Source organism: Methanosarcina mazei S-6, assembly GCF_000970205.1.
GTDB lineage: Archaea > Halobacteriota > Methanosarcinia > Methanosarcinales > Methanosarcinaceae > Methanosarcina > Methanosarcina mazei.
The window spans coordinates 915321-938380 of record NZ_CP009512.1 but is presented as its reverse complement, the minus strand read 5'-3'; the positions used below and the strand labels follow the sequence as shown (position 1 = coordinate 938380).

The following is a 23060-nucleotide window of genomic DNA, read 5'->3' as shown; positions in this document are numbered from 1 at the left end:
TCTATAAAAATAGCAAATGCATTAATTTAAATTTTTCTCATTTAACAATTATTGCTAAAATTCTCTCTTTGTAATTTGACCGTTATAGAATTTAACTACTGATAGATATACATTTGGAATTATTCCCTGCCATGAAGCACGCCTGTCTACAGGAGAATCTGCTTCATGTAATGTGAAATCCCTTCGAAAACCCTGATTCATTCCAATCAAAAAATATTCAGGACTCTTTATTTTATTTTATTTAAAATCGGTTCTCTGAACCCAAAATCAAGCTAAAACAAAATCCAGTTTTCTTGTCAGGCAGCAAACGAATTCCCAGTCAAATATGTAACGCTAAATACAATTAAAAAATGTAACGCTAAATACAATTAAAATTTAGTCCAGATTTGTGCATTGCAGGAGTTGATTTGTATAAACTGTCATAGGTTACATTTGCGCATTTTGCAAGCATAAAAAAGAATTGAAAGAGTAAAGATATAGATACTCTTACTGATTTAAAACTATGAAGAATCAACTTTCCTAATCATTTCTTCAACCCCTTTATCAGTTCCGTAATATTGCCCACGAATTCCAGTCCGGCATTTCTTCCTGTCCCCGAATAGATAAGCTCGGTGCCAGAACCTTTTTTCTTTAACAAGTCCACATTGATGCTGGAATTTAGCGACTCGTTTACCTTAGCCGTCATTTCTCCCAGTTTTGGAGCAGGAAGATCGACGCCTTTCGACCTGTCCGCATCGATATCGAGCCGATATGTTTTATTTTCCAGCCGGATCCGAGTATTATCTGCGGTCACATCGAGTAAAGTGACTTTTGCCCCGGAATAAGCCGTAAATTTGTACAGCTTTTTATCGTACAAAAAACCGAAGATATAACCCGTAAAATAACTGCCAAACCATGGTATTTTCGCTATTGAGCCTGAGAGTGATACACCTTCCCGGTCGAAGTGGTTGGTCTGCATCCATATCCAGGAGGAAGGCATTGAGACGCCCCAGTCCTTTTCAATATAGCCCTTGCCGCCAGTGAAATCTGTCCTTATGCCGTCAACCTCGATGAACCCCTCGATAGAGTGGTCCATGCTCAATATGCCGTGATAGCATTCCATTCCAGGCACAAACGCATACCAGCCCATCACCCCTGGGGATAACAGTTTCACAGGCCAGGGGTAAGTGCCTTTAAAACTGATTCGGGCAGTGATCAGGCCTCTACCCTGCCCGAGGGTGAGATTCATTCTCTCGGAGCTGAAAAAGGACCCGCCAATAGAGAGTTCAAACTTTTTGTCACTCGCTTTAAGCTCATCGAGAGGATACCTGAAATAGCGCATTCGCTGCGCCCTGGCATCCAGGAACATTACAAATGCGTGGGACTTCGAAGGGTCGCCAGTTATGGAGACACCGGGTATGACTGCACAGGCATTCTTTTCGCTGTGGTCCACCACCTTAAAATACCAGCCTTCGAAAAAATTCTTCTCTTTTCTCCGGCCATGAAATATTTCCGGCTTCCAGATATCAAACATAAGTAAGCTTCCTTAACTCTGCCTTCAAACCGTCTATTTCGTACTCAAGCTCCATTATTTGAGATTCGCAGGCCCTTAGTTCGTTATCCAGAGTTTGAAGGTCAGAACTGAAATATTTCTGTGAGATTTTTCGGAAAGATTTCCCCAAAGATAAAAATAGTGTTGAAAGTTCCTGTTTACTCATCAGGGCTTTTTCAGTAAGCTCTTTTTCCAGCTCCAGCCAGGGGTAGGAATGTTCACTCCTACCTGACATATTTATCTCATTTTTATCCGACATACTTTTTATATTTTCTTTAATCCGGCTCTGGACTTTTATTTCCTTGAAATGTTTATCGTTCAGAATTTCTTTTTCATTTTTGATTTTTTCAATAGTTTTAATAATCTTTCCTGATGAACTCAAATGTGCTGCGGAAGACGAGGAATTTACGACCTTTTCTCCCATTTCAACCCATCTTTTATCCTTATTCCAGTCATCAACCTGATTAAGTCCTTTTAAATATATTATTTTTGTTTCGGTTTTTACCCTGTCGGCAAATCCGGTTTTTTTGTTTTGCAGTTCCGAAATTTTCCTGTTTCTGTTATTGATTTCAGACAGTGTTTGAAGCATGTCAGCAAATATTCTTTTTAAATCAGGATCATTTTTGACGGCTTCCATCTCCTGTTCGAACAGTGTTTTCGTGAGCTGGTAACAGGAGTTTTTATATTCCCGGTCCAGTATTTTAAATTCCCCGTGTAATTCTCTTACTCTAGTCAGGGATTCTTCCCATTCGAACCTCATTTTTTTAATGAGAGATATGTTTTCCTCAATTGAATCAAGATATTTCTGTTTCTTCAGTACAAACTCAATCTCTTTATCAAAGCCATCAAAAGAAAGGCTATCTATGAAGGAATTCTCTTTTGAAAAGTTTTCTATAGGAAAGCTTTCTTTAGGAGAACCTTCTTTGGAAAATCTGTCTTCAGAAAAGCCCTGTCTGGAAATATCTTCTTTATATCTCGAGTTTTTATACCTTGAAAGTACTGCCTGTCCTGTTTTTCGTTCGTATTCCTCTTTTTTAGTTTCAATTTTCTGGATCTGCTTCTTACATGAGAGTATTTTCAGGTTGATGCATTCAGGTCTGAACCTTTCAACCCAGCATTCCGGTACCCTGACTTTACCTTCCCGGATTCTGGAATCGAATTCCCTGACGTACTGGATAAAAGAAGAAGGCTTTGTCAATGCATCCGGAGACAAACTGGCTCCGTTTAAGTTTGAAGCCCTATTTTTTTTCAAAAGCTCGTCAGCATTTTCTGTTATGGTCTGACCTGCTTTTCTGAGAATGCCCGTGCCCTGAATAATTTCCAGAGAATTCAAATCTATGAGCCACGTCTCAACAAATGTTCTTTTGAATAAATGCATATCATGCCCGTTATGCTCTACAAATTTTTTAGCTGTTTCAAGGCTTTCAGCATCTCTGAACCCGAAACAAAGTGTCATTACACATTGCCCTGTCTGAAGCAGTGCTAAAGAGTGCTTATCTGCAAAGTATAAAAAAGACTTATGGATATTTTCATACAGGAATTCAAAATCATTTTCATTCATAAAATCGGTTACCTTTGCACAAAAAACACACATGATATTCTTGGAATAACATGCCCAAAAAATGAAAATCCTTTTCACTTAGCTTTTTTGATAATAGAACTCCATCATTACCTTTGGACAGGAAGGTTGTTTTTACTTTGGTTCTCCGAAGCCGTCAAAAAACTAACCATTGAATTGCCATCGAAGGCCCAGATGTGACCTTGATCACGGATGCCAAATTGCCTTTGAAGCAATTCTACTGTCCTGGAAATGATGGAGTAATGTAAATTGGACGGAGAAATAAACAAATCTTGTGGTTTAGACATTCACAAACGTTTTGTTATTGCTACTATCCTCAGTAGATCCGGTGAAAAACAACAACATCGTTTTGCCAGAGATGATGATGGGATTTTAGATCTTAAAAATTTAGTAACCTCTGAAAAATGTGATGTTGTTGCCTGTGAATCAACAAGTGATTTCTGGGTTCCGATTTATGAGGCATTGATAGATCATTTGCCTGTTATAGTTGGAAATGCTCGAGATATGAAAGCATTTACACATAAAAAAACAGATAAAATAGATTCCGAAGTAATTGCAAAACTTGCATTGAATAAGATGGTTCAACCATCAAGAGTTTTTCCGAAGAAACATAGAGAATTCAGGTCATACGTCAGGCTTCGCCTAACTCTTGTAAGAAAAAGAACGGACATTAAAAATGAAGCTCATGCAATTCTTTCCTCCGAAATGTTACATCTGGGTGATGTTCTGACTGACATTTTTGGAAAAAATGGTAGAGCAATTCTAGCAGGAATCTCTTCAGGTAAAAATATTGATCAAATTATAGAGTCGCTTTCTCCAAATGTTCGGAAAAAGAGTGTTCAGATAAGGGAAATTCTGGATAGAGAAATATCACAGAGTGCTGCAATAAGGCTTCAGATATGTCTGAATCTTATAAAACATTTAGATGAAGAAATTGAAGTTCTTGAAAGAGAAATTTTCAATTATGCTTATCAAAAGCATAAAAGAGAAATGGAAATTTTGATGTCAGTTCCAGGTATTGGGGAGCTTGGTGCGGCAACTCTAATTGCTGAAATAGGAGATTTCAGGGATTTTCCAACGGGAGATAAACTTGCTTCATGGCTTGGAATAGTTCCTAATGTGTATCAATCTGCAGATAAATACCATAACGGAAGAATCACTAAGAGAGGATCAAAAGTAGCAAGGTGGATTCTAACTCAGATTGCTCAAGCAGCAGCAAGAAAGAAAAATAGCAGATTAAAGGAGTTTTTTAACAGGAAAAAGAAGACAATTGGATATGCTAAGGCAATTATTGCCTTAGCAAGGAAAATTGCAACAATAATATGGCATTTGATCACAAACGATGAGATGTACGAAGATGAAACAGGATACCAAAAGGGAGAAGTTAAAAAGAGAAAGATTGTTGAGGCAGAGATATTCTCGGTTGATGAAAGGATAACAATAATTAGTGGAATTATCGCAATTATGGGAAAAAAGGAAGGAGAGAGTACGTGATGAGTTTTCTCATCATGGACTTTCATGCCAAATAAACGGCCTGCCATTTGAATAGAGTATTCCTGCCACAGGAAAATTTTTCCTGAACATTTTCCAGTGCCTCTTTAAAAGGCTGAACTCTTCTTTATTCAAATTGTTCCGTTCAATAAAAAATAGAGGCAATGGGCTGGTTCCGGGGAAATAGTTTGCAATCACGGGCTTTGCTTTCAGGTTTCTCTTTTTCTCATAATTTTCATCTTTTGTGGCGGAACATTCAATTTCTGACATGCACCCGATTCGATCAATAAAATTCTGGGCACAGCAGTAAAAAGCAGGCTCGTCTATCTTTTCACTCCCATCTTCTCGCTTTAAATTACACAAAAATAACGAATTTTATGCAGTCTGCTGAGTCTCAACGAAACCGACTCTGACCTCGAAATTTCTATTTATAGCCTCAGTGAGGCGTCTGTCTATTTGAATTGCAATATCCTCCGGGACTTCCTGTGCTGCAGGATGGGCCACAACAATATCAACCCTTACAGGTTCTTCTAAAAGGATATTGCCAGAGTCGTAACCTATAGAGACTTCGACAGGTGTCAGCCCAATTCCACTGTACATGGGCTCTTCAAACATGTAATTGACTTCCTCGTTCACCTTCTGTTCAATTACATAGGTCTGGTAGGATGAAAAACTGACAAGGATCAGAACTACAGAAAGAATGGTGATTGCAATAAGGAGAAGAGCACTGCGGGAGATCACGGCATAACGTGCATGGTTGATTGCAGAGAATTCAGGCGGCCTGAACCCGGAAAGCCAGAACAGGACAAGTGTAGAGACATTGACTGCAAGCATGTTGATGACCACAAGCAAAGCAGCAGCAAGAGCCACCCCAGGCAGTCCCCATGCAATTCCAAGCCCTGATGTTGCGGCAGGAGGGATAAGAGCAATGGCGATGGCAACTCCTACAAGAGCAGATCCTACGTTTCGAATTACGCTGATAGCGCCTGCAAGGCCGGACCCCAGGGCAAGCAACACATAAAGGAAATTGGGGCTTATGCGTTCAGCAATCTGGGTCACATCCCGAATATCGAGGCCAGGAGGCAGGAAGAAAGATTCCTTGATAAAGAAACCTACGAGTGCAGAAACTGCAATTGCCATCACGAGACCTGTGACCTGAAGCACTACTCCTCGAGAGGCAAGCTTCCTGTCATCCACAACCGTCCCGACACTGGCAGTTATTGCAGGTCCCATCAACGGAGCCACTACCATTGCCCCTATAATCGTCGCAGCCGAATCTAGCAAAAGCCCGGCAGTTGCAATGATCGTGCTCAGGATCAGAAAAGCAAAATAGGTTGAAGCTGCAGGTGCAAGGCTCCGTGCACGCGCAATCAGTTCTTCCCTTGAAATACGTTCCCCTGCATACCGGCTCTTCAGCATATCTATATGCTCGGAAATTACCGTTTCAGGAGACAATACTATGGTGTAAACTCCCCTAATTACCCCGGCTTCGCGGAGTTTGTCAAGTATGGGCTCGACGCCTATGGAGGGAATAGGGAACTGAACAAGAGCTTCGAAATCCCCTCTTCCTGTTTCATCCCAGACAGCATAGTCGATCTGTTCATTATCAAGAACGCTCAAGACAGACTCGCGTTTCCCTTCGGGTATAAGCACCTGGACCAGACGCATGATATAATATAAAGCTGTCTGGATATATGAATTGTAAAGAATAATCGGTATTAACCCGCGCAGAGTAAGAATTGTTCCGGAAAAAACACCCGGGAGCCATTATAAAATCGGAAACAATAAACGCTAAAAATAAATGACCGGTAATTTAACCGGAATCTTAAATGCCTCCACTGCTGCTGACGGCTTCTTTTGCACTGTCCCTTCCACTTTCCTGGAAGGAAACGACATCAAAGTCTCCTCTAAGGGCTTTCAGGGCGTATTTTTCAGCTTCTATTTCTTTTCTGGTCCGGATAAAAAGCCGTCTGAATAAAGATACAGGAGGACACCAGCCCTGTATGGCATGTTGAAGCAGGAAAGTTGAAACCACAACAGGCAGGATTAACCATTTTCTGCTCTCTTTTAAGCCAAGCACCGCTCCAGTAAAAGAAAGCATAGCTGCATTGGCTTCAATATATCGTTCAATATCCCATTCATGATCAAGTTCTTCAATTCTTTCAGAAATCTCGTAGGCGGTCCTGTCCGAATAAAAACGGACAGTTGCTGCAATTTCAGCATCGATAGCTTCATTAATTTCGCGGGGAGTGTTGGCTCTTACCCTGTCTCCCCTCACAAGTTCTCCAAATTCAACCACCGGCATATTCCCCCTGGCAAAAAATACGTTCCAGATAAATTTAAAAATTAATAAAAATCAAAAATTTATCTTTAAAGTTTCTGCCCCTTAAACATCATCAATTTCAGAAAAATTCTCTGCGTTTTCTGTCCTGTTTTCCTGGTAAAAAAGATCATCGAAATCGCCGCGCAAAACCCTCAAGGCATATTTTTCGACATCAATTTCCTGCCTGGTACGAATACCGGCTTTTCTGAGAAAAGGTACAGGAGGAGCCCATCCCAGTACAGCATAAAGAAGCAGGAAAGTTGTGGCTATTAAAGGCAGGACAAACCATTTTCTGCCCCTTTTAAAACCAAGCACCAGCCCGACAATGGAAATCACAGCCGCACGAGTTTCAACATGGCGCCCTATATCCCATTCACTGCAAAGCTCTTCTATCCTCCTGGAAATCTCATAGTCGGTCTTGCCCGCATAGAACCGTACGCTTGCAGCGATTTCACGGTCAATTGCTTCATTAATTTCAGGAGGCGTATTAGCCCTCACCCTGTCTCCCTTTATAATCTCCCTAAAATCAGCAATCACAAAAATCCCCCTCTTAATCAAACAGATCTTCAGGCTTTACTTTCCCCTGATGCCCTGAACCGGAATACCCTCCACTAAAATAGGGTGGAGATATGATCATATAAAGTTAATCATAAAAATTTAGTTTCAATACTTACACCCATAACGAAAAAAAGATTAAAACAGTATTAATTTCTTCACGCAAGAGCACATAAAATAGATCTGAACTCCAGAACCAGCCGGTATTGACAGGGGCCGGGCATAAAAAGGGAGTACAGCCTCCCTGTAAACGTTAATACTCTACAAGGCCATTCGGGTAATATATGACACTCTTCCCATCAAAATACACGCCTCCCGGGTGCATATATCCATTTGACCCGCTCCAGTCGAAGTTGAGCCAGTACTGTTTCTTCCCGTCGTCCAGTTCTCTTTCGCAATACCAGACGCTTTCAGCAAAAGGGTACCTTTCTGCTATATAGTCCGTTATTCTGTAAACAGTATCAAGGTCATCCCCGATATAGATTTCGGGAAAAGCATGCCCGTATGACCCGTTATATGTGGTAACCACCCTTGTGTTAAACCCCATATTCTTCAAAAGGGCAGAGATAACAATGGAATAGTCGTCGCAGTCTCCTACATATCCGCTGTCTATAGTCTGTGAAGCCCTGAAGAAAAACTCGGCATTTTTGTCATACCTGTACTTCCATTGCCTGTTTACATGGTTATACACAGCACATGCATCTTCCATATTATATCCCGAAGACTTTCCTGTGATATTGAAAATTTCTTCCTTTATCCTTTCTTCATCTGAGTTAATGGCTCTCTGGAAACTCAGAGACATCCTCCTGCGTTCTGCAGAATAAGAGTAAGCTGGATCTTCTTCAATATATGTCGGGACTTCAGGAATCTCAGGGAGGGTAAAACTTTCATCACTTTCATTTTTTTCAGCAACCTTATTCTCCTGAGTTTCGGAATTTTCTTCCCGGACAGGATCTTCAGGAAGCTGCGTATTTAAATATTCAGTAACGAGGCCCTTATTAAGGCTGCCAGTGTTTATACAACCGGAAGTTACGGATATAAAAAAAATGAGAAATATAAATGTTAAAGCCTTTTTATGGGCCACAAAATCAGCTCCGGAAATAATTTATGGGTAAGAGAAGTAAATAAACTTCTCTAAAAGAACAAAAATGGTTTCAAATTCGGGGGCCGAATATTAGATTCAATAGGCCGAATATTAAATTCAATATCAAGATTTACTTTTCTCTTTTACGTTTTAAAAAGATTCCGCACTTGGGATAGTCCAGGCCTTCGCAATATTTACTGTCTGGAACGTAATGAGGACATGAGGAACAATATTTACATTTAGTATGGAAAATACTGGATAGTATCCCTATAGATATACCCCCATATCCGTATATAATCTAACGTTCCCAGGTATGAAACATTGCATCGGCCTTCACGCCTTGACCTGCTCTGCTTTCATGCCGGAAATACTTAAGTTTCCTGAATTGATCTCGGTGATTTTAAAGTACGGTAACCCTTTAACTGCCAGAAGGGCCATTGAATATTCCATATCCGGGGTATATCCCTTAATCTTTACAGGACTGGCTATGGCATTGAGCAGTTCTTCAAGATTAGGGCTATTTGATTTCCACGTCCCGTCACTCTGTGTTTCAGCAGTAAAAATTTTCCATTCTATTTTTACAGACATTAGTATCCTCCCCATGAGAAAACTTATTCTTTTACGCAACATACCAAAAAAATAAATCACTGATAATCAGACTTAATTATTTTTATATGTTTCTGTCTATAACTTTTTATTATCCTTATAATTATATATCTCCCATACAGAATCTAAAATTCTTTTCAGGGAAAACAGGAGGGGAAAACTACAAAATGGTCAGGAAAACACGACCATTACCTTTTAAAATTACAGAAGAATTATTAGGAGATTATAAAAATAGTAGATAAATACTAGATAAACATTAAATAAATAATAGACAAGTATTGTAAAAATTATTATAAAAAATTATAAAAATAATATAGAAGTATTGTAAAAGTATTAAAAAAATGTTGATCTGGAGAAATCCACCGCTTTCTATTATAAATCTCTGTGTTTTATGACCTTATAAATTTCTAAGAAAATTAAGTACATTCCGGTTGAATTCTTCAGGTTTTTCCATATTTGGCACATGAGCACAATCTGGCATTATAACTTTTTTTGCATTTTCGATTTTATTTTCAAGCAGATCAGCAGCCCTGAGGATTTCAGGATTATCAAGAGACCCGACAATAATAAGCACAGGAACTTTTATCTCATCCAGCCTCCCGGCAGCCGGTGGACTGAGCGGGTTAAGAGGGCTGGCATCGGCAATTGCCCATGTGCCGTTTTTAACCGCAACCCTGTTCATTTCAGCTGCATGCTTACGAACTGAAGGGCTGACCTGTTCAGGCTGCCGGAAAGTGCCATCAACCCAGAGGCGGATTTGCAGGTCACTCACAAGGTCCAGATCCCCCTTTTCGAGAGCTTGAAGCATCTCCAGAATCTCAGATGGGGGCTCCCCTGTCATTTCAAAACTTCCCGGAATCCCGCTTACAACGGTTAGAGACAGAACCATTTCAGGGTGTTCGAGCGTAAAATCAATAACTGTTTCTCCGCCCATGGAACAGCCCAGTAAATGTGCATGTTTAATTCCCAGGCCCTGAAGCAGGTGGTACAGGTCATGTCGGTGGGAAACGGGTCCTGTTACAGGATCGGATTTTCCAAACCCGCGCATATCAAAGCGAAGAACCCTGTAATTTCGGGTAAAAGACTCCCACTGCTCTTCCCACATGCCACTGTCAACAAACCCGGCATGGATGAGCACAAGAACCTCGCCCTTTCCCTCGATTTCATAGTAAAGCTTTCCGTCTCCAGAGTCTGCGTACCCGGTGGTCATTTCCTGTTGTCTCCTGTGTAATTAAGCCCGATCATCTTCCTGATTAGTGCCTGTTCAGTCCCTGCCTTTTTCCTTCCTGAACTTTGCATATGCTTTCCGGGCATATTTTTTCAGAAGATAATTCAGGCTTTCTTTTGAGATTGGCTTTGATTTTTTAACTATCATTACCGGCTTTCTCGCGTGCCTGGCAATCCTCTGAGATAGTGTTCCAAGTAAAGAGATCTTGAATCTCTCACTGGAATCCCCAATAATTGTCAGGTCGTAACCGTTTGAGACTTCAAGTATTGCGTCCTCGATAGAATATCTTTCAAGAAGTTTAAAGCTTGCAGGTGTGGAAGGGATCTTTTTAACCAGCCCTTCAAGTTCTTCAGCTATTTTTGCCTTCTTTTCCGGATCTTCATCAGGGCTGACAATGCTTATTATTCTTATTGAAGCCCCTGTATTTTCAGCAATCTTTTTTGCCAGAGAAAGACCGTGTACGGAGTTTTCTCTTCCGTTATAGGCTACAAGGACCTTTTTGATGCTGTCAGGCAGGTGCCCTTTTAAAAGTGCAATCTGGCTTTTCGAGGAAAGGAGAACATCGTTTGTTACGTCTCCAAAAGAGTACTTGAACCTCTTAGAATCGTGCCAGCCCATTATAATTATGTCAGCGTTCTCTATTTCAGCCTGCTCTATAATCGAATTGGAGATTGTGTGGTCAAAGGCAACAATATAGTCTCTTTTATTACCGAATTTTGCAGGATACTGCTCAAAATAATCCCGAAAACGGCTGTCTATTTCTATCTGTTTCTCATGGTAGAGTTCCTGACCCACTGTAAGGGAGATCTGGCTTGGAACCTCAACAACATGAAGACAGATTATCTCATTTCCAAGAAGGTCTGCCAGTTTAAGGAGGTCCCTTTCATGCCCGGGATTGGAAACAGGCACAAGTACCCTTCCAACAGGTTCCGGTTCAGCGCTCACCCTCTCTACATTGTTTTCCAGAAGGTCAAACAGGTTATATGCAGGCATAGCTTTGTCTTTTCCATAGAACATGTACCAGCCGGCTCCGGCAAATATCATCAATACGGAAAAAAGTAAAGGCAAACCACCAAGTAGAGGGAGCAGAAGCATACTCCCGACCACCCCGAAGATCTGCGTGAAAGGGAAAAAAGGGTCCCGAAATGTCGGTTCATAGCCAGGCAGGGTCCGTTTCCTGAGGATAATCACTGCCATATTCAGCAGGATAAATATCAAAATGTTGAAAGCCCCCCCAAGTCTTGCCAGCTGTTCTATGTCAAACAAAAACAGGAGCAAAACCATTACTGACCCGGTGACCAGAATAGCATTATGAGGAGTCTCATATTTTTTATGGATACTGACAAACCATTTCGGCATCAATGCGTCCCTGCTCATTGCGAAAGGGAACCTTGAAGATGACAGTATGGCGCCATTAGCTGTTGAAAGCGTTGCAAGAAGGGCGGAAAAAGCAATAAAGAATTTCCCGGAATCACCTGCAATAAAGCCTGCAATGTCTGCCAGGGGGGTCACTGTTGACGCACCCCCTTCAGGGCCTGAAAAACCTGCAACCACAGCCATAATGCCTGCGTAGAAAAGTGTTACCACAACTGCTGAAGCGATAAATGCCCTGGGAAGGTTCTTTGACGGATTTTTCACTTCTTCAGCAACAGCAGCGGCTTCCGCCAGCCCGAGATAGGAGATAAAAATCATACCTGCCGTGGTGAATATGGATACTACCCCATGCGGAGCTACCGGGAGAAGGTTCTCAGGCCTGACCTCGAAGGACACTTTTCCAATGAATACAAACAGTATTAGCAGCAAAATAACAACAATAAAGTTCTGGAGGGAACCACTGCTTTTTGCCCCACGGAAATTGATTATTAAGAGGAGCACTCCCGTAACAGCCGCCACCAGATATATTGGCATGGGATGAAAGATCTGAGCGTATTCTGCCAGACCTATGAGGGCAAATGTGCCTTTAAATATCAGTGCCAGCCAGGAGCCGAGACCTATCACCGCACCGAATGCAGCTCCCATTGTCCTGCTGATATAGTAATAGCTGCCTCCCGCAAGAGGCATGCCTGTTGCCAGTTCTGCCATGCTTATGGATGTGGCTATGGTAATAAGCCCGCCCAGCAGGAATGAGATTATTGCTCCTGAACCTGCGTTTGCCATGGCAATTCCGGGAAGAAGAAATATGCCTGCTCCTATCATCGTCCCGGTGCCTATTGCAAAAGTTGAGAAAAAACCCAGGCTGCGCCCCAGCCTCTCCGTTGTTTCAACTGGCGCCATTTACATCCCCATCTTGTCGGAACTCCCAGTCAGATAAACCGGGCTCCGTATAACCATGATCTTACTCTTATCTTTATTATTCAGATCACACATTTCCGCACTATGCATCCGGAAAGGCAACAAAAGCTTAAACCCCTTAATTGGGCCTGCTTTCGAATAAAAATCTCCAAAAAACGTCATTTTCCTCCAGCAGTACAGTTTAATTTCTGTTTTAGCGGATCATGCATTTGAACTAATGGATTATGCATTCAAACTAACCGATTATGCATTCAAACTAACCGATTATGCATTTGAACTAATGGATTATGCATTCAAACTAACCGATTATGCATTCGAACTAATGGATCATGCATTAGGATTAATAATAGGAAGAAGGCATCCTTCCATGGTTATAAGTCTCTTATTCTGTCCTGGTTGTTTTTGCTTTCAAATAGTACATATAATTATCCGTTGGAGACTAATTAGAGTTTTAACTTCCGTTTTATGGATATGTTTGCAAATTAATTCTTCTGTGCATACAATTTATTTTTGTTCCCCCGCTGCCAGTTCCGATCAGGACACTTTACTTAAATTTCCTTCAACCTTTTTCCTTTTCTCTTTACCAGAGACGTATAAAGGAGTGGATAAAATTCGAATAAAAAAATCGGATACTTCTAATTCCTGTTCAAAGCCAGTATGACGTCCTTTTTCAGGATCAAGGGATAAAACTTCGCCTGCCGGATACAGGAGATTAAAAGTTTTATTAAAATATATAGAAACGTGTCTTTTATATCAATACATGCTCTTTGCCTTTCGTATTAATACATGCTCTTTTTGATTTCTTATCCTCAACCTGTTGAACAGTTGTAAATCCGGTTATTTCCGGGGGCTTTATCTGATAGTTCCTCAGCATCAGGATCAAGCAGAACTATCGATTAAAATAATTGAGGCAAACTTTCTTTGTCGAAATGAACGCTGGCAGAAGTGAGATCAGGATTCCGAATCAGAATGATAGTATTCCTGTATACAATTTTCAAATATCTTTTTGGATTTTTCGAACCCTTCGTATATTCCGTCCAGATGGTCCTGAGAATAATTTGGTTTTTCTTTAACAACGATCGTATCTATAATCAGGTTAAATCTATCCTGAAGGCTGCGTATCTTTGTTTGAGGATCTTCATCTGTAGACGTAGAAAGAAACTTTTCTACGTTGTCTTCAAAAGTGTCTTTAGCTATTTCCAGGCCTTCATTTATCCCTTCTTTATAATCAGAATAAGCTCGTCTATCCTTATTTCTTTCAATTAAATCACTGAACTTTCTAACTGTCTTTTTAATTCGCTTCTGTTTCAAACTCCTCCCTCCCTGACAAAAACATAAACTGAGCAACAAAAGAAAAAATCAAATCCTGTACTGGTGGAATCTGGTTAGAGCATTTATTTTCCATTATTTATATATATAATGGACATAAATCCTTCCCAATCTACAGGCTTCTTTTTATCATAATTATTTCTTGACACCGGGATGATCTTAAGCCTGGAAATTTTGAATATAACCAGGAATAAGCTGGAGTTTTACTGGAACTTCATCCCTGCATTAACACATCGGATTAAGCGTATCTAATTTAACACATCTGATTGAGCGTATCTGATTTAACAGATCTGATTGAGCGTATCTTGATTAAACACATCGGATTAAGCGTATCTAATTTAACACATCTGATTGAGCGTATCTGACTGAAAATATTCTGTCCGTATCTTCAAATAAGCAATTAAAGGCATATATTACATTATAACTGAAAGTAAGACTTTAACAGATTCCAACATACGGACTGCAACATAGGATAGTACCTTAATCCTGGTTCCAGGGCATCCATATCCTCATGAATCACGGTTTTAAAAGATCCGTTTCCAGATAACAGATATATTTAGAGATATTTATAATATATTGGTATTAAATAGTTCGAAATGAACATAATAAAGAATAGGGATACTGAGGAATATAGATTCAGGAAACAAATTACTGGGATGACACCGACTGCTGGAGTCATTCTACTGGAGGCATTCATTTCCTGGAGGTCAGGCTGCAGCCCTGTCTCTCTCCCGAATTTATCCTTAATGGGATAACCAGCCGCAAAGAAAATTTAACCGGAAATCCACCTGTCAGTTAGAATTTTGTTAACATCTAGCTGTAGAATTTATTTATTCGATCGTTTATTTTTGACGCGGGCTATGACCGCAGTGTATCCGCCTCCAGACCGTTCCCGGAAACCTATAATGGTGTTGCCACCGTCACCGAACTTGCCCTTCAGTCCCGCAGGGAAAACTGCATATACTTTCCAGATCCGGTTTATAAAAGCTGGTAGGAAATAAAGTATTGGGACCAGTAGAAAAAGAAAGAGAACTGATTTTTATGTAAGCCCGCAGAAGGCTTTTACGCATTAACCGTTGCGCCAGGAAGCCTGTTTACATGTTTCCGGTAACAATGGAGTAAACTGCACCTGTTTGCTAACCCTGCCTTGCATGAATTAATTGCCCGTCAAAACGAGGGAATCTATTTATTCATAAATTCCTCGATAAGCTTTACCCTGTCAAGCCTTTCCCTCCTTCTGTTTACATTTAGCTGCAATTCCAGGGGTGGGACCTTTATTTCATACCCATTCCATTTTACGGTCTCAAGGTTTTGCCTTGCGTAAGGACCGCAGTCTACTGGCTCAGGAATATCCAGGATCTCCTGGGGATCAGATGCAATATCTATTCTTGCATGCAGGAAAATAACACCGAAGTCCTTTGTCAGCCATCCGTTAGTATCAATAATCGGCTCGATCAGGCAGTCTGAGAAAACTTCAGTGATTTCATCGATACACCTGGAATCAACCATAATATCAACATCATGTGGGTTCATTTTAATGCCGCGGATGCAGGCGGCACAGCTCCCTGTCAGCCACCAGTCAATATCCGTACCCTGAGCTTTCCGGCAAAATTCTGTTAAAGCCTGTTCCCACGGAACAGGAGCAAAATACCCGAGCTGGTCAAACATCAGTTTCGCATTCTCAGAATATCTTTTTTTTATTTTGTCCATGTATTTGGCGTTCTGAGGGTAGACTTTTACGTATCCTCTACCATCGTTTTCATAATAACACATTTTCAGAACACTTTCGTATCTGGAGTCAAATTCCGAAATCCTGAACACTACCTTCCCGTCCAGCTCTTCAAAGGATACTTTCATCCACTTAACCTCCTTAATTTGATTTCCTGGTTAGACCACTAAATTCCTTTAATTTGATTTCCCTGGTAAAATCCATCTAATTCCTTTAATTCGACTGCCAGTGATCAATTCTTTTAGCTATCAACTGGTCTTTACTGTCATGGTGTGTATTTTCCAGAGCCCTTATCAGACTCTTTTTCCTGGAATCATTTACATAAAATTTACTATTTAATTCATGAACTCACAAAACCCGGTTATCCTTTGAGATTCAGATTTCAGGACGTGTAAGGAAATAATAACCATAAAATAGACTACATAATCATAAAGAGAGACTATATAACCATAAAAAAGACGGAAATTAATCATAAAAAGAGATTGTATAGCCATAAAAAGAGACCGAAACCCAGATTTGTCCCTCCCAGGCAAATGGAGGAATCAATAACCTGAAGACTATACCAATCGAGGTTAAACGAGAAATGAGGGTTAAAAACCGGATGTTTAAGAATAGAATCTTTAAGAATGGAGATTTAAAGCTCGATTAATTATAATAAATTAAGAGGATTTTCTTTAATTCTCAACTGGTAAAGCCTCCTGCAGGAAATCCTCAAATATTTTTTTAGACCTTTCAAATCCCATATATATCCCATCTAAACACTCTTCAGAGCAATTTGGCTTTTTTGTAAGGACAATCTCATCCAGAAGCTGGCTAAATTCATCCTGTAAGTTTTTTGCCTTTACAACCCCAGCCTCATCCGAAAAGGATAAAGAGAACTTATCTACGTTTTCTTCGAAGGTATATCTGGCTATGTCCAGACCTTTATTTATTCCTTCTTTAAAGTCTGAATAAGCCTGATGATCCTTATTCATTTCAATATAACGTCTGAATTTTTTAACAGGACTGTTAATTATTTCTGTGGTCAAAATCCTTCACTTCCTTTTTTAAGTGACCTTCGCCAGGAGAATGGGCTCCAGGTGTTTTTCAACCACCTCCAGGCTAAAGAACCTGAATTTTGGGTTCAGGAGCTTTAAATTATTAGTTGCTATTAAAAATTTCACTCCAAAGCTGGAAATATTTACTTATATAAAATCTCGCCGCATTAAAATAAAAGCAGATATAGAAAAATAGTATTTACAGATATATTAAGCTATAGAATAAAAATTGGAAGTAGCTGAATATTTTAAGAGTAGCTGAATATTTTAAGAGTAGCTGAATATTTTAAGAGTAGCTGAATATTTTAAGAGTAGCTGAATATTTTAAGAGTAGTTGAATATTTGAGAGTAGTTTAATCCTTTAAAAGTAGTTGAATCTTTCAGGTAAGCATTTATGTATCCTGTACTGTCGGGATCAAAGGACGGGACAACCGGCTATAAAACTCCTTTGATAATTTTACGCCTGCCACATCAATGTACTTATAAAATAGATAGCTCAACGGTATAATAAGGAGTAAAGACAGAACAAATGAAATTAAAACAGCCTGCACATAAGAGAATACAGGATACAGGAGAAGGAACAATGCACAGCTAAAAGTGCTTATCACGGGGAAATGCACAAGGTACAGGGAATAGGATATTTTTCCGAGGAATACAGGCACACGGGAAGAAAAAACCTTCTGCAGGTCGATGCTGTTCAATAAGACATACATTACCATCCCTGCGCCTATGATATGATAGGTCATTTTTGGATCTCTGAAAAAGCCATTATTCAGGAATCCGTACACAGAATTCTCTGCCAGAGGGCTTATGGGATATGAACCCAGAAAGAGCCCTGAGATCAGTATGATAAACAATACTATCCTGTTATCTGTTTTAAATATCGATTTCTTACTGCTGAATATGTCTGCAAAGACCATTCCTATTATAAAAGCAAGGTAGTAAAAATTAATTAAAGCCAGAACTGCTGCAAGGTAGAAAGTCCAGCGGTTTCGAAGAGACCCGAATAATAATGCCATTGTGAAGACGAGCATGGACCCGTAAAATTCTATTGACATTGTCCATAGAACCGGGTTATACGGAATTGCCCCTCCCACAAAAAAAGAATTCCATGCTGCCTGCCTGACTGCATCAAGAATGCCGGGCGTAAAAGTCCAGTAGTCCCGGTAGTTACTGCCTGCAGCAAACGTCATGGTTTCAATGTAGTAACGATACAACCCGGTTGATGCCAATAAGTACGAGAACATCACTGCTGCAAATACAGGAACAAACAACCTCAGGTACCGACGTGCTGCACTGCTTATGACAATACTGTTTTCCTTCGTTTGAAAAAACTTCCGGGTTAAAACATAACCGCTCAGGACAAAGAAGATACAGACCGAAAAGTTACCTGCACCGATCAGACCGAGCGGCGTGGTAGAAAAAATATGGTCCAGGCTTCCGAAGTGTGAAGGATACTTATCGCCATAAACCATAGCCGGGGCTAATGCAACAAAAAAGTGCATTATCATGACATTTATTGCAGCTATACCTCGCAGTCCGTCAAGATAGGTTATTTTCCCGGTCATTTTTATCACTCATGATATAAGGGGATCAGGAGTATTATTATTAGATAGATTCTGCTCCTGAATAACGAGAGCCACAGATAAAATAAGTCTTTCCATTTGCTTCAGTACTTTATTAATGCGTGTTAATGGACGGTGCTCCGGGCCAAAGCAGACATATAAAAAATTTGTAATAAATAAGAATAAGAGAAGACAAAAATTAGATATTAAAAAAGCTCCGGGATTACTTTCATCCCTTTAAGACCTGGCTTTGGCTTTCAGTTTCTTCTTATTTTTCCGCACCCTTAGGTAGTATTCCCGCTGTCATTGTTGGCTATAAAAACCCCGTTATTTAGAATACCGCCAGGGACGTTCATTATTCTGTCTTCTACCCAGATTCTGCAGTTCTCAGAAATTAAACATCCTTCCTCTTTCTGGAAGATTGAAGTGTGTTTGTAATAGTCGAGTTTTACAATATCAGGGGTTTCCTCGTATATCCCGCATTCTTTGAATTTTTTATTCATATAAACGTCGAATGTACCGTCATCATGGAGGACGAAATGGGTTGTTTTATTGCTGTATTTTCTGGACATGTTGGATCACACATTTTAACTGTTAAACTGCTGCACGACCTGCTTTTTTAGCCATCTGTAACCATCTTTATCAATCTGTTTTTTCAGCCATTTTTTTCAATGTGCTTGTCCGGCTCACACTTTCAGCTTCGTGCACAGGGTTTTATTATTTAGGGGAGTTCTATTTAGGGAGATAGAACAACCTTTTTTATTATCCTTATAGCACTTAAAACGCAGCAGACCAAAAGATAATAATAAGTTTCAACCCGTCTAATCCTGATTTTTATTCGACCAGCATAATGTGCAGACAACAGATATGATTAATATAAAATTGAGGAAGCATAAAATTTAATCAATATGTTTACTAAAAGGAAAAAGGAGAAGAGCAACTAAAAAAGAACTAAAATAATAACTAAACGTGTAACTAAACAGATAATTAAAAAGTAATTAAAAAGTAATTAAAAAGTAACTGAGATAGCAACCAAACTAGTAACTAAAAGAAACTAAATAAGTGACTAAAAAGCAACTAAGATCATTACTAAACAGTATCTAAAAGAAACTAAATAAGTAGCTGAACATTTAAATAAACATGTAAGTAAACAGGTAACTGAAAAAATAACTATTATCTTAAATAAATGGCCCCCCCGACCCATTTATTTAATAATCAGCTATTTTTATGTTTATCCTGTTTCCGATGTACTTATTTCCTATCATCCCCGGAGGAACTGCTGGAAGCTTCACACCAATATCACAGTAAGAGAATGTATTTCCTGTAATGGTCGGGCAGGTCGCACCCTCGTAAATATAGAGTCCGATTCTGGCTTTTGTAATTGTATTGCCCTTGACCACGTTATCCCAGGTTTCACACAGGGTTACCGTTCCGTTAGTTATCTGATTATTCATAATAGTATTCTGGCTGCAGGTTAGCCCTGTGATGCTGACACCACAGTTATAGAAATAATTATTACGGACAGTATTATTATTGCCTGCACCCTGGAAATCGACCCCATTCTTCTGGATATTGAATCCGTTGATAACCGCTCCCCCCTGGGTTACCCTGAACCCGTTCATTTTTGGGTACCCTGTCCCATATACGTTGATGAATTTCCCGGAGATGGAAACATATTCATTATAGGTTCCACTTGCTACTTTGATCGTATCTCCGTCGCTTGCTGCATTCACAGCGCTCTGGATAGTCTTGTATTTGGCTGTACTGCCTACATAAAGGGTTGCAGCAGAGGCTGTCCCTATTAGCAGGGTTGTTATTAAGATCGCTAAAATTAGTTTTCTCAACATGTTAAGTACTCTCCTGTTAAATAAAGAAAGATGGGCTACAATTTAAAGTTATTGACGAAGTTCCCCTCCACATGCAAGTACTCTCCTGTTAGATAAAGAAAGATAGGCTGTAATTAAGAATTATTTTTATTATTCTGGCTAGAAAAATTAATTTTTTATATAAAGTGATCCTGCCCCCATTTCAATAAATAATCAGCCTTCCCATAATAAGGAAATATTGTGTTTCAATTTATATAATAACTGCTGTAGCACACAAAAGTTCTATATACAATTACCGTTAATTGAAAAACATGAAAGGATTTTCTATCAATATCGAAGATGCTACTCTGGAAAATGAAAATTTCCGCAAGGTTCTCTACACCTCAAAGCACAGCCAGCTGGTATTAATGACCCTTAAGCCAGGGGAAGACATTGGAATGGAAGTCCACGAAGAAAACGACCAGTTCTTCCGTTTTGAGGCAGGACAGGGCAAGTGCATAATTGACGGCAACGAATACGAACTCAGTGACGGAGTCGCAGTTATCGTACCCGCAGGTGCTGAGCACAATGTCATCAATACCTCAAACACTGAAGAACTGAAGCTCTACACAATCTATTCCCCGGCACACCACAAAGACGGGATCGTGCGCGCCACAAAAGAAGAAGCAGAAGCAAATGAAGCAGACTTCGACGGCGTGACCACAGAATAAGGCTTAAATTAGAATTTTTTAAGCATTAAATACACAGAATAAAACGCTTTCTAAAAATAAAGCGTTTTTACCTTTTTTATTTAGATTTTTTATTTATATATTTCTTCAAGCTTTTTCCGTAAAAAGAAGAAGTCAGACCCGTTCTCAAGCGCCATCCCTGCAATTGCAGTTGCGCCAGGGCTTGCAAAAAAGCCTGTTTTTGGGAATTGTATTAATCACTGTGCTAGTAGATCTAGCTCCCGAATCCCGAAAAACTGCAGATTTCAGGAGAGTAAAAATGGCAAACTGCTCCAGAAAACTGCAGATACGGAAAGGTTTAGAATGGCAAAATGATTCGGGGAGGAAAATGCCGTTTTGCGAACAAATCAAGTAAATTTGATTTGCTATTTAATAAAAATACGTTTTTATACATAAATATTTCGCATATAGTAGAGAATTTAGATAGAAAATAAGAAAAATAAAACAAGTAAAAGTGAAAACATAGTTATATAATAAGAAGAAAATAGCCAGAAATAAATAACTCTATTGTTGGGAGATTACCCAATATGTCACATTTAATAGTTCCAGAACACGTTCTGGATGATATTAATGAGTTTATACGTACAAATTATACGAATTTTCATCATTCTCTGCCACACTCCTTAATTATTTCTCAAGCTTTCTGTCTAAGGTTTAAAGAATATGGAAATGACTTTGGTGTATCTGTAATAGCCGATGCTGTAGAATATGTAAAAAAATCATCAATAGAAAACAAAAAAGTTAAGCCGGAAAAAGAAAAGCACGATTACTGAAATTGTTTTACGGATACAGGGAAATTACAGGGCAAGCACACTTTGAATCATTTGAAAAAGAAGAAGAAGAAGAAGAAGAAGAAAAAGAAAAAGAAGAAAAAGAAAAAGAAGAAAAAGAAAAAGAAGAAAAAATGGAAGAAATTAAAGAAATAATCCATAATTTTGCGCTGGAATTTTTCAGGGATGATCAAGGATAATTATATTGATTTGTGGCCTGGCAAAAAAGCGGATTGGTAAAAATGTGTTTCCTACGCCGTTTGAGACCAGAGCCATGGTCTTATCGGTTTTCACAATTCCTGTCCTGTATTTTTGCCCGTAATAAGAAGGCACATACGGCGCCCATAACCCGAAAAATGTAATCTGCCCGCCATGAGTGTGACCGGAGAGGACAAGATCGACTTTATCTGTAGTTAATTCTTCAGCCAGATCGGGTGTATGTGAAACAAGAATCACGAAATCATTTTCTTCAGCATCTTTTACCAGCGGGTCAACATAAGGCTCAGAGTTAAAATACCAGTCCGTACTCCAGTCTACGCCTGCAATTTTGATCTTATCTTCCCCAATCTCAAGCCATTCCGCTCTGTTGCTCAAAACAGTGATCCCTGCATTTTCCATGCATTTTACCGTGAGATTGTAATCTGTCCATTCATCGTGGTTTCCCGTAACTCCGAAAATCCCCATATCTGCTTTGAGTCTCGAAAGCTCTTCAAAACAGGGACCAATATACCCCACATCACCGGAAACATAATCGCCGCCCAGAATAATAATATCCGGTTCCAGATCATTTACTTTTCTTACCAGGTCTGCAACTCTTTCCCTTTCGAAATACGGGCCGTGATGGATATCGGAAATGAAGACTATTTTCTTGTCCTCGAAATTTTGCGGCACATCACTGTCGCTAATTGTGGTTGTTTTTTCGTTTATCCAGTAAGGCTCAATAAAAATATAAACGAAAAATGCTGCAAGACATACAAAAATTATTACGAAGATTTTTACAAGTTTCAGAAGTTTCTTTTTTAAATTTTTCATAATATAACACGTACCCTTTTGCCTGTTTGAAAGAAAGAATTTGTAACAACATTCAGAAGACAGAAAGAAGACGGAAAGAAAAAGGAAATAAGGTGGAAAGGCGGAAAGAAGACAGAGAGAAAACGGGAAAGATGGAAAGAAAGCGGGAAGAAGACGAAAAGAAAATGGAAAGAAAATGGAAAGAAAGCGGAAAGAAGACCGGAAGTTATGGGAAAAGCAAAAACACCCTGCCAGTGCTGTTAAATAATCCTGAACTGGAAGGTGAAACGATCCCTTGCATAATAATTCTCAATGGTTTTGCCCGGTTCACCCTCGAAATACGGGATTATTTTGAGCAAAACCATTGATTATGCCA

22 protein-coding genes are annotated in these 23060 nt (G+C 39.6%); 5 read left to right on the top strand and 17 right to left on the bottom strand.

Features of this window, described 5'->3' with window-relative positions; all coding sequences use genetic code 11:
* Window positions 1-523: 523 nt before the first annotated feature.
* Complete coding sequence (locus MSMAS_RS04165; RefSeq protein ID WP_011032471.1) at window positions 524-1513, bottom strand: tocopherol cyclase family protein; 990 nt, start codon at window positions 1511-1513, stop codon at window positions 524-526.
* Window positions 1506-3092: a hypothetical protein gene (locus tag MSMAS_RS04160; RefSeq protein ID WP_011032472.1), complete on the bottom strand. Its 1587-nt coding sequence runs from the start codon at window positions 3090-3092 to the stop codon at window positions 1506-1508. The genes MSMAS_RS04165 and MSMAS_RS04160 overlap by 8 nt, the downstream gene beginning before the upstream one ends.
* Before the next feature lie 267 nt (window positions 3093-3359).
* Here MSMAS_RS04160 and MSMAS_RS04155 point away from each other — a divergent pair, with 267 nt between their 5' ends.
* Window positions 3360-4604, top strand: a complete 1245-nt coding sequence (locus MSMAS_RS04155; protein WP_011032474.1) for an IS110-like element ISMma5 family transposase — start codon at window positions 3360-3362, stop codon at window positions 4602-4604.
* 12 nt (window positions 4605-4616) lie between these two features.
* Here the strand turns inward: MSMAS_RS04155 and MSMAS_RS04150 are convergent, their stop codons facing one another.
* The 14 genes from MSMAS_RS04150 to MSMAS_RS04080 all read right to left on the bottom strand — a co-directional run bounded on the left by MSMAS_RS04150 (window position 4617) and on the right by MSMAS_RS04080 (window position 20196).
* Window positions 4617-4964: a hypothetical protein gene (locus MSMAS_RS04150; RefSeq protein ID WP_011032475.1), complete on the bottom strand. Its 348-nt coding sequence runs from the start codon at window positions 4962-4964 to the stop codon at window positions 4617-4619.
* A gap of 12 nt (window positions 4965-4976) precedes the next feature.
* Window positions 4977-6269 (bottom strand): TIGR00341 family protein, encoded by a 1293-nt coding sequence (locus tag MSMAS_RS04145; RefSeq protein WP_011032476.1) that lies wholly within the window; start codon window positions 6267-6269, stop codon window positions 4977-4979.
* A 157-nt stretch (window positions 6270-6426) separates the two neighbouring features.
* Window positions 6427-6906, bottom strand: a complete 480-nt coding sequence (locus MSMAS_RS04140) for a YgaP-like transmembrane domain (protein ID WP_011032477.1) — start codon at window positions 6904-6906, stop codon at window positions 6427-6429.
* 81 nt (window positions 6907-6987) lie between these two features.
* Window positions 6988-7461 carry a hypothetical protein gene (locus tag MSMAS_RS04135; RefSeq protein ID WP_048045991.1) on the bottom strand — a complete coding sequence of 158 codons (474 nt, stop codon included), beginning with the start codon at window positions 7459-7461 and terminating at the stop codon, window positions 6988-6990.
* A gap of 271 nt (window positions 7462-7732) precedes the next feature.
* Window positions 7733-8563: a transglutaminase-like domain-containing protein gene (locus MSMAS_RS04130; RefSeq protein WP_011032479.1), complete on the bottom strand. Its 831-nt coding sequence runs from the start codon at window positions 8561-8563 to the stop codon at window positions 7733-7735.
* Window positions 8564-8896: 333 nt separating this feature from the next.
* Window positions 8897-9151, bottom strand: coding sequence for a hypothetical protein (locus tag MSMAS_RS04125; protein WP_011032480.1), 255 nt, complete (start codon window positions 9149-9151; stop codon window positions 8897-8899).
* Window positions 9152-9566: 415 nt separating this feature from the next.
* Complete coding sequence (locus MSMAS_RS04120) at window positions 9567-10379, bottom strand: alpha/beta fold hydrolase (RefSeq protein WP_011032481.1); 813 nt, start codon at window positions 10377-10379, stop codon at window positions 9567-9569.
* A 54-nt stretch (window positions 10380-10433) separates the two neighbouring features.
* Window positions 10434-12671, bottom strand: a complete 2238-nt coding sequence (locus MSMAS_RS04115; RefSeq protein ID WP_011032482.1) for an amino acid permease — start codon at window positions 12669-12671, stop codon at window positions 10434-10436.
* 969 nt (window positions 12672-13640) lie between these two features.
* Window positions 13641-14000: a hypothetical protein gene (locus MSMAS_RS04105; RefSeq protein ID WP_011032483.1), complete on the bottom strand. Its 360-nt coding sequence runs from the start codon at window positions 13998-14000 to the stop codon at window positions 13641-13643.
* Window positions 14001-15200: 1200 nt separating this feature from the next.
* Complete coding sequence (locus MSMAS_RS04100) at window positions 15201-15875, bottom strand: nucleotidyltransferase domain-containing protein (protein ID WP_048045850.1); 675 nt, start codon at window positions 15873-15875, stop codon at window positions 15201-15203.
* Between the two features lie 546 nt (window positions 15876-16421).
* Window positions 16422-16775, bottom strand: a complete 354-nt coding sequence (locus MSMAS_RS04095) for a hypothetical protein (protein WP_011032485.1) — start codon at window positions 16773-16775, stop codon at window positions 16422-16424.
* Window positions 16776-17176: 401 nt separating this feature from the next.
* Window positions 17177-18352 (bottom strand): acyltransferase family protein, encoded by a 1176-nt coding sequence (locus tag MSMAS_RS04090; protein WP_048046333.1) that lies wholly within the window; start codon window positions 18350-18352, stop codon window positions 17177-17179.
* A 281-nt stretch (window positions 18353-18633) separates the two neighbouring features.
* Entirely contained in the window at window positions 18634-18921 is a 288-nt protein-coding gene (locus tag MSMAS_RS04085; protein WP_048037955.1) for a hypothetical protein, read from the bottom strand.
* Window positions 18922-19557: 636 nt separating this feature from the next.
* The gene (locus tag MSMAS_RS04080; RefSeq protein ID WP_048046332.1) at window positions 19558-20196 is read right to left on the bottom strand and encodes a NosD domain-containing protein; all 639 of its coding nucleotides are present in this window, start codon (window positions 20194-20196) and stop codon (window positions 19558-19560) included.
* Window positions 20197-20486: 290 nt separating this feature from the next.
* On the opposite strand from MSMAS_RS04080, the gene MSMAS_RS04075 reads away from it, so the two are divergent.
* From MSMAS_RS04075 to MSMAS_RS18620, 3 genes are all read left to right on the top strand, one after another.
* Window positions 20487-20885: a cupin domain-containing protein gene (locus tag MSMAS_RS04075; RefSeq protein ID WP_048046921.1), complete on the top strand. Its 399-nt coding sequence runs from the start codon at window positions 20487-20489 to the stop codon at window positions 20883-20885.
* A 545-nt stretch (window positions 20886-21430) separates the two neighbouring features.
* Window positions 21431-21676, top strand: coding sequence for a hypothetical protein (locus MSMAS_RS04070; protein ID WP_011032490.1), 246 nt, complete (start codon window positions 21431-21433; stop codon window positions 21674-21676).
* A gap of 2 nt (window positions 21677-21678) precedes the next feature.
* Window positions 21679-21873: a hypothetical protein gene (locus MSMAS_RS18620; RefSeq protein ID WP_048038962.1), complete on the top strand. Its 195-nt coding sequence runs from the start codon at window positions 21679-21681 to the stop codon at window positions 21871-21873.
* On the opposite strand, the gene MSMAS_RS04060 is transcribed toward MSMAS_RS18620, so the two are convergent.
* Window positions 21854-22705 carry a metallophosphoesterase gene (locus MSMAS_RS04060; RefSeq protein ID WP_080929488.1) on the bottom strand — a complete coding sequence of 284 codons (852 nt, stop codon included), beginning with the start codon at window positions 22703-22705 and terminating at the stop codon, window positions 21854-21856. The two genes, MSMAS_RS18620 and MSMAS_RS04060, sit on opposite strands and share 20 nt — an antisense overlap.
* A 92-nt stretch (window positions 22706-22797) precedes the next feature.
* Here MSMAS_RS04060 and MSMAS_RS04055 point away from each other — a divergent pair, with 92 nt between their 5' ends.
* A complete protein-coding gene (locus tag MSMAS_RS04055) occupies window positions 22798-23052 on the top strand; it encodes a hypothetical protein (RefSeq protein ID WP_048037950.1) in 255 nt (84 codons plus the stop codon).
* Window positions 23053-23060: the final 8 nt, after the last annotated feature.

Bases quoted from the DNA above. Each gene is read 5' to 3' on its own strand.
- MSMAS_RS04165 (WP_011032471.1), bottom strand. From the start codon at position 1,513: ATGTTTGATATCTGGAAGCCGGAAATATTTCATGGCCGGAGAAAAGAG.
- MSMAS_RS04160 (WP_011032472.1), bottom strand. From the start codon at position 3,092: ATGAATGAAAATGATTTTGAATTCCTGTATGAAAATATCCATAAGTCT.
- MSMAS_RS04145 (WP_011032476.1), bottom strand. From the start codon at position 6,269: ATGCGTCTGGTCCAGGTGCTTATACCCGAAGGGAAACGCGAGTCTGTC.
- MSMAS_RS04140 (WP_011032477.1), bottom strand. From the start codon at position 6,906: ATGCCGGTGGTTGAATTTGGAGAACTTGTGAGGGGAGACAGGGTAAGA.
- MSMAS_RS04125 (WP_011032480.1), bottom strand. From the start codon at position 9,151: ATGTCTGTAAAAATAGAATGGAAAATTTTTACTGCTGAAACACAGAGT.
- MSMAS_RS04120 (WP_011032481.1), bottom strand. From the start codon at position 10,379: ATGACCACCGGGTACGCAGACTCTGGAGACGGAAAGCTTTACTATGAA.
- MSMAS_RS04115 (WP_011032482.1), bottom strand. From the start codon at position 12,671: ATGGCGCCAGTTGAAACAACGGAGAGGCTGGGGCGCAGCCTGGGTTTT.
- MSMAS_RS04100 (WP_048045850.1), bottom strand. From the start codon at position 15,875: ATGAAAGTATCCTTTGAAGAGCTGGACGGGAAGGTAGTGTTCAGGATT.
- MSMAS_RS04090 (WP_048046333.1), bottom strand. From the start codon at position 18,352: ATGACCGGGAAAATAACCTATCTTGACGGACTGCGAGGTATAGCTGCA.
- MSMAS_RS04085 (WP_048037955.1), bottom strand. From the start codon at position 18,921: ATGTCCAGAAAATACAGCAATAAAACAACCCATTTCGTCCTCCATGAT.
- MSMAS_RS04080 (WP_048046332.1), bottom strand. From the start codon at position 20,196: ATGTTGAGAAAACTAATTTTAGCGATCTTAATAACAACCCTGCTAATA.
- MSMAS_RS04075 (WP_048046921.1), top strand. From the start codon at position 20,487: ATGAAAGGATTTTCTATCAATATCGAAGATGCTACTCTGGAAAATGAA.
- MSMAS_RS04070 (WP_011032490.1), top strand. From the start codon at position 21,431: ATGTCACATTTAATAGTTCCAGAACACGTTCTGGATGATATTAATGAG.
- MSMAS_RS04060 (WP_080929488.1), bottom strand. From the start codon at position 22,705: ATGAAAAATTTAAAAAAGAAACTTCTGAAACTTGTAAAAATCTTCGTA.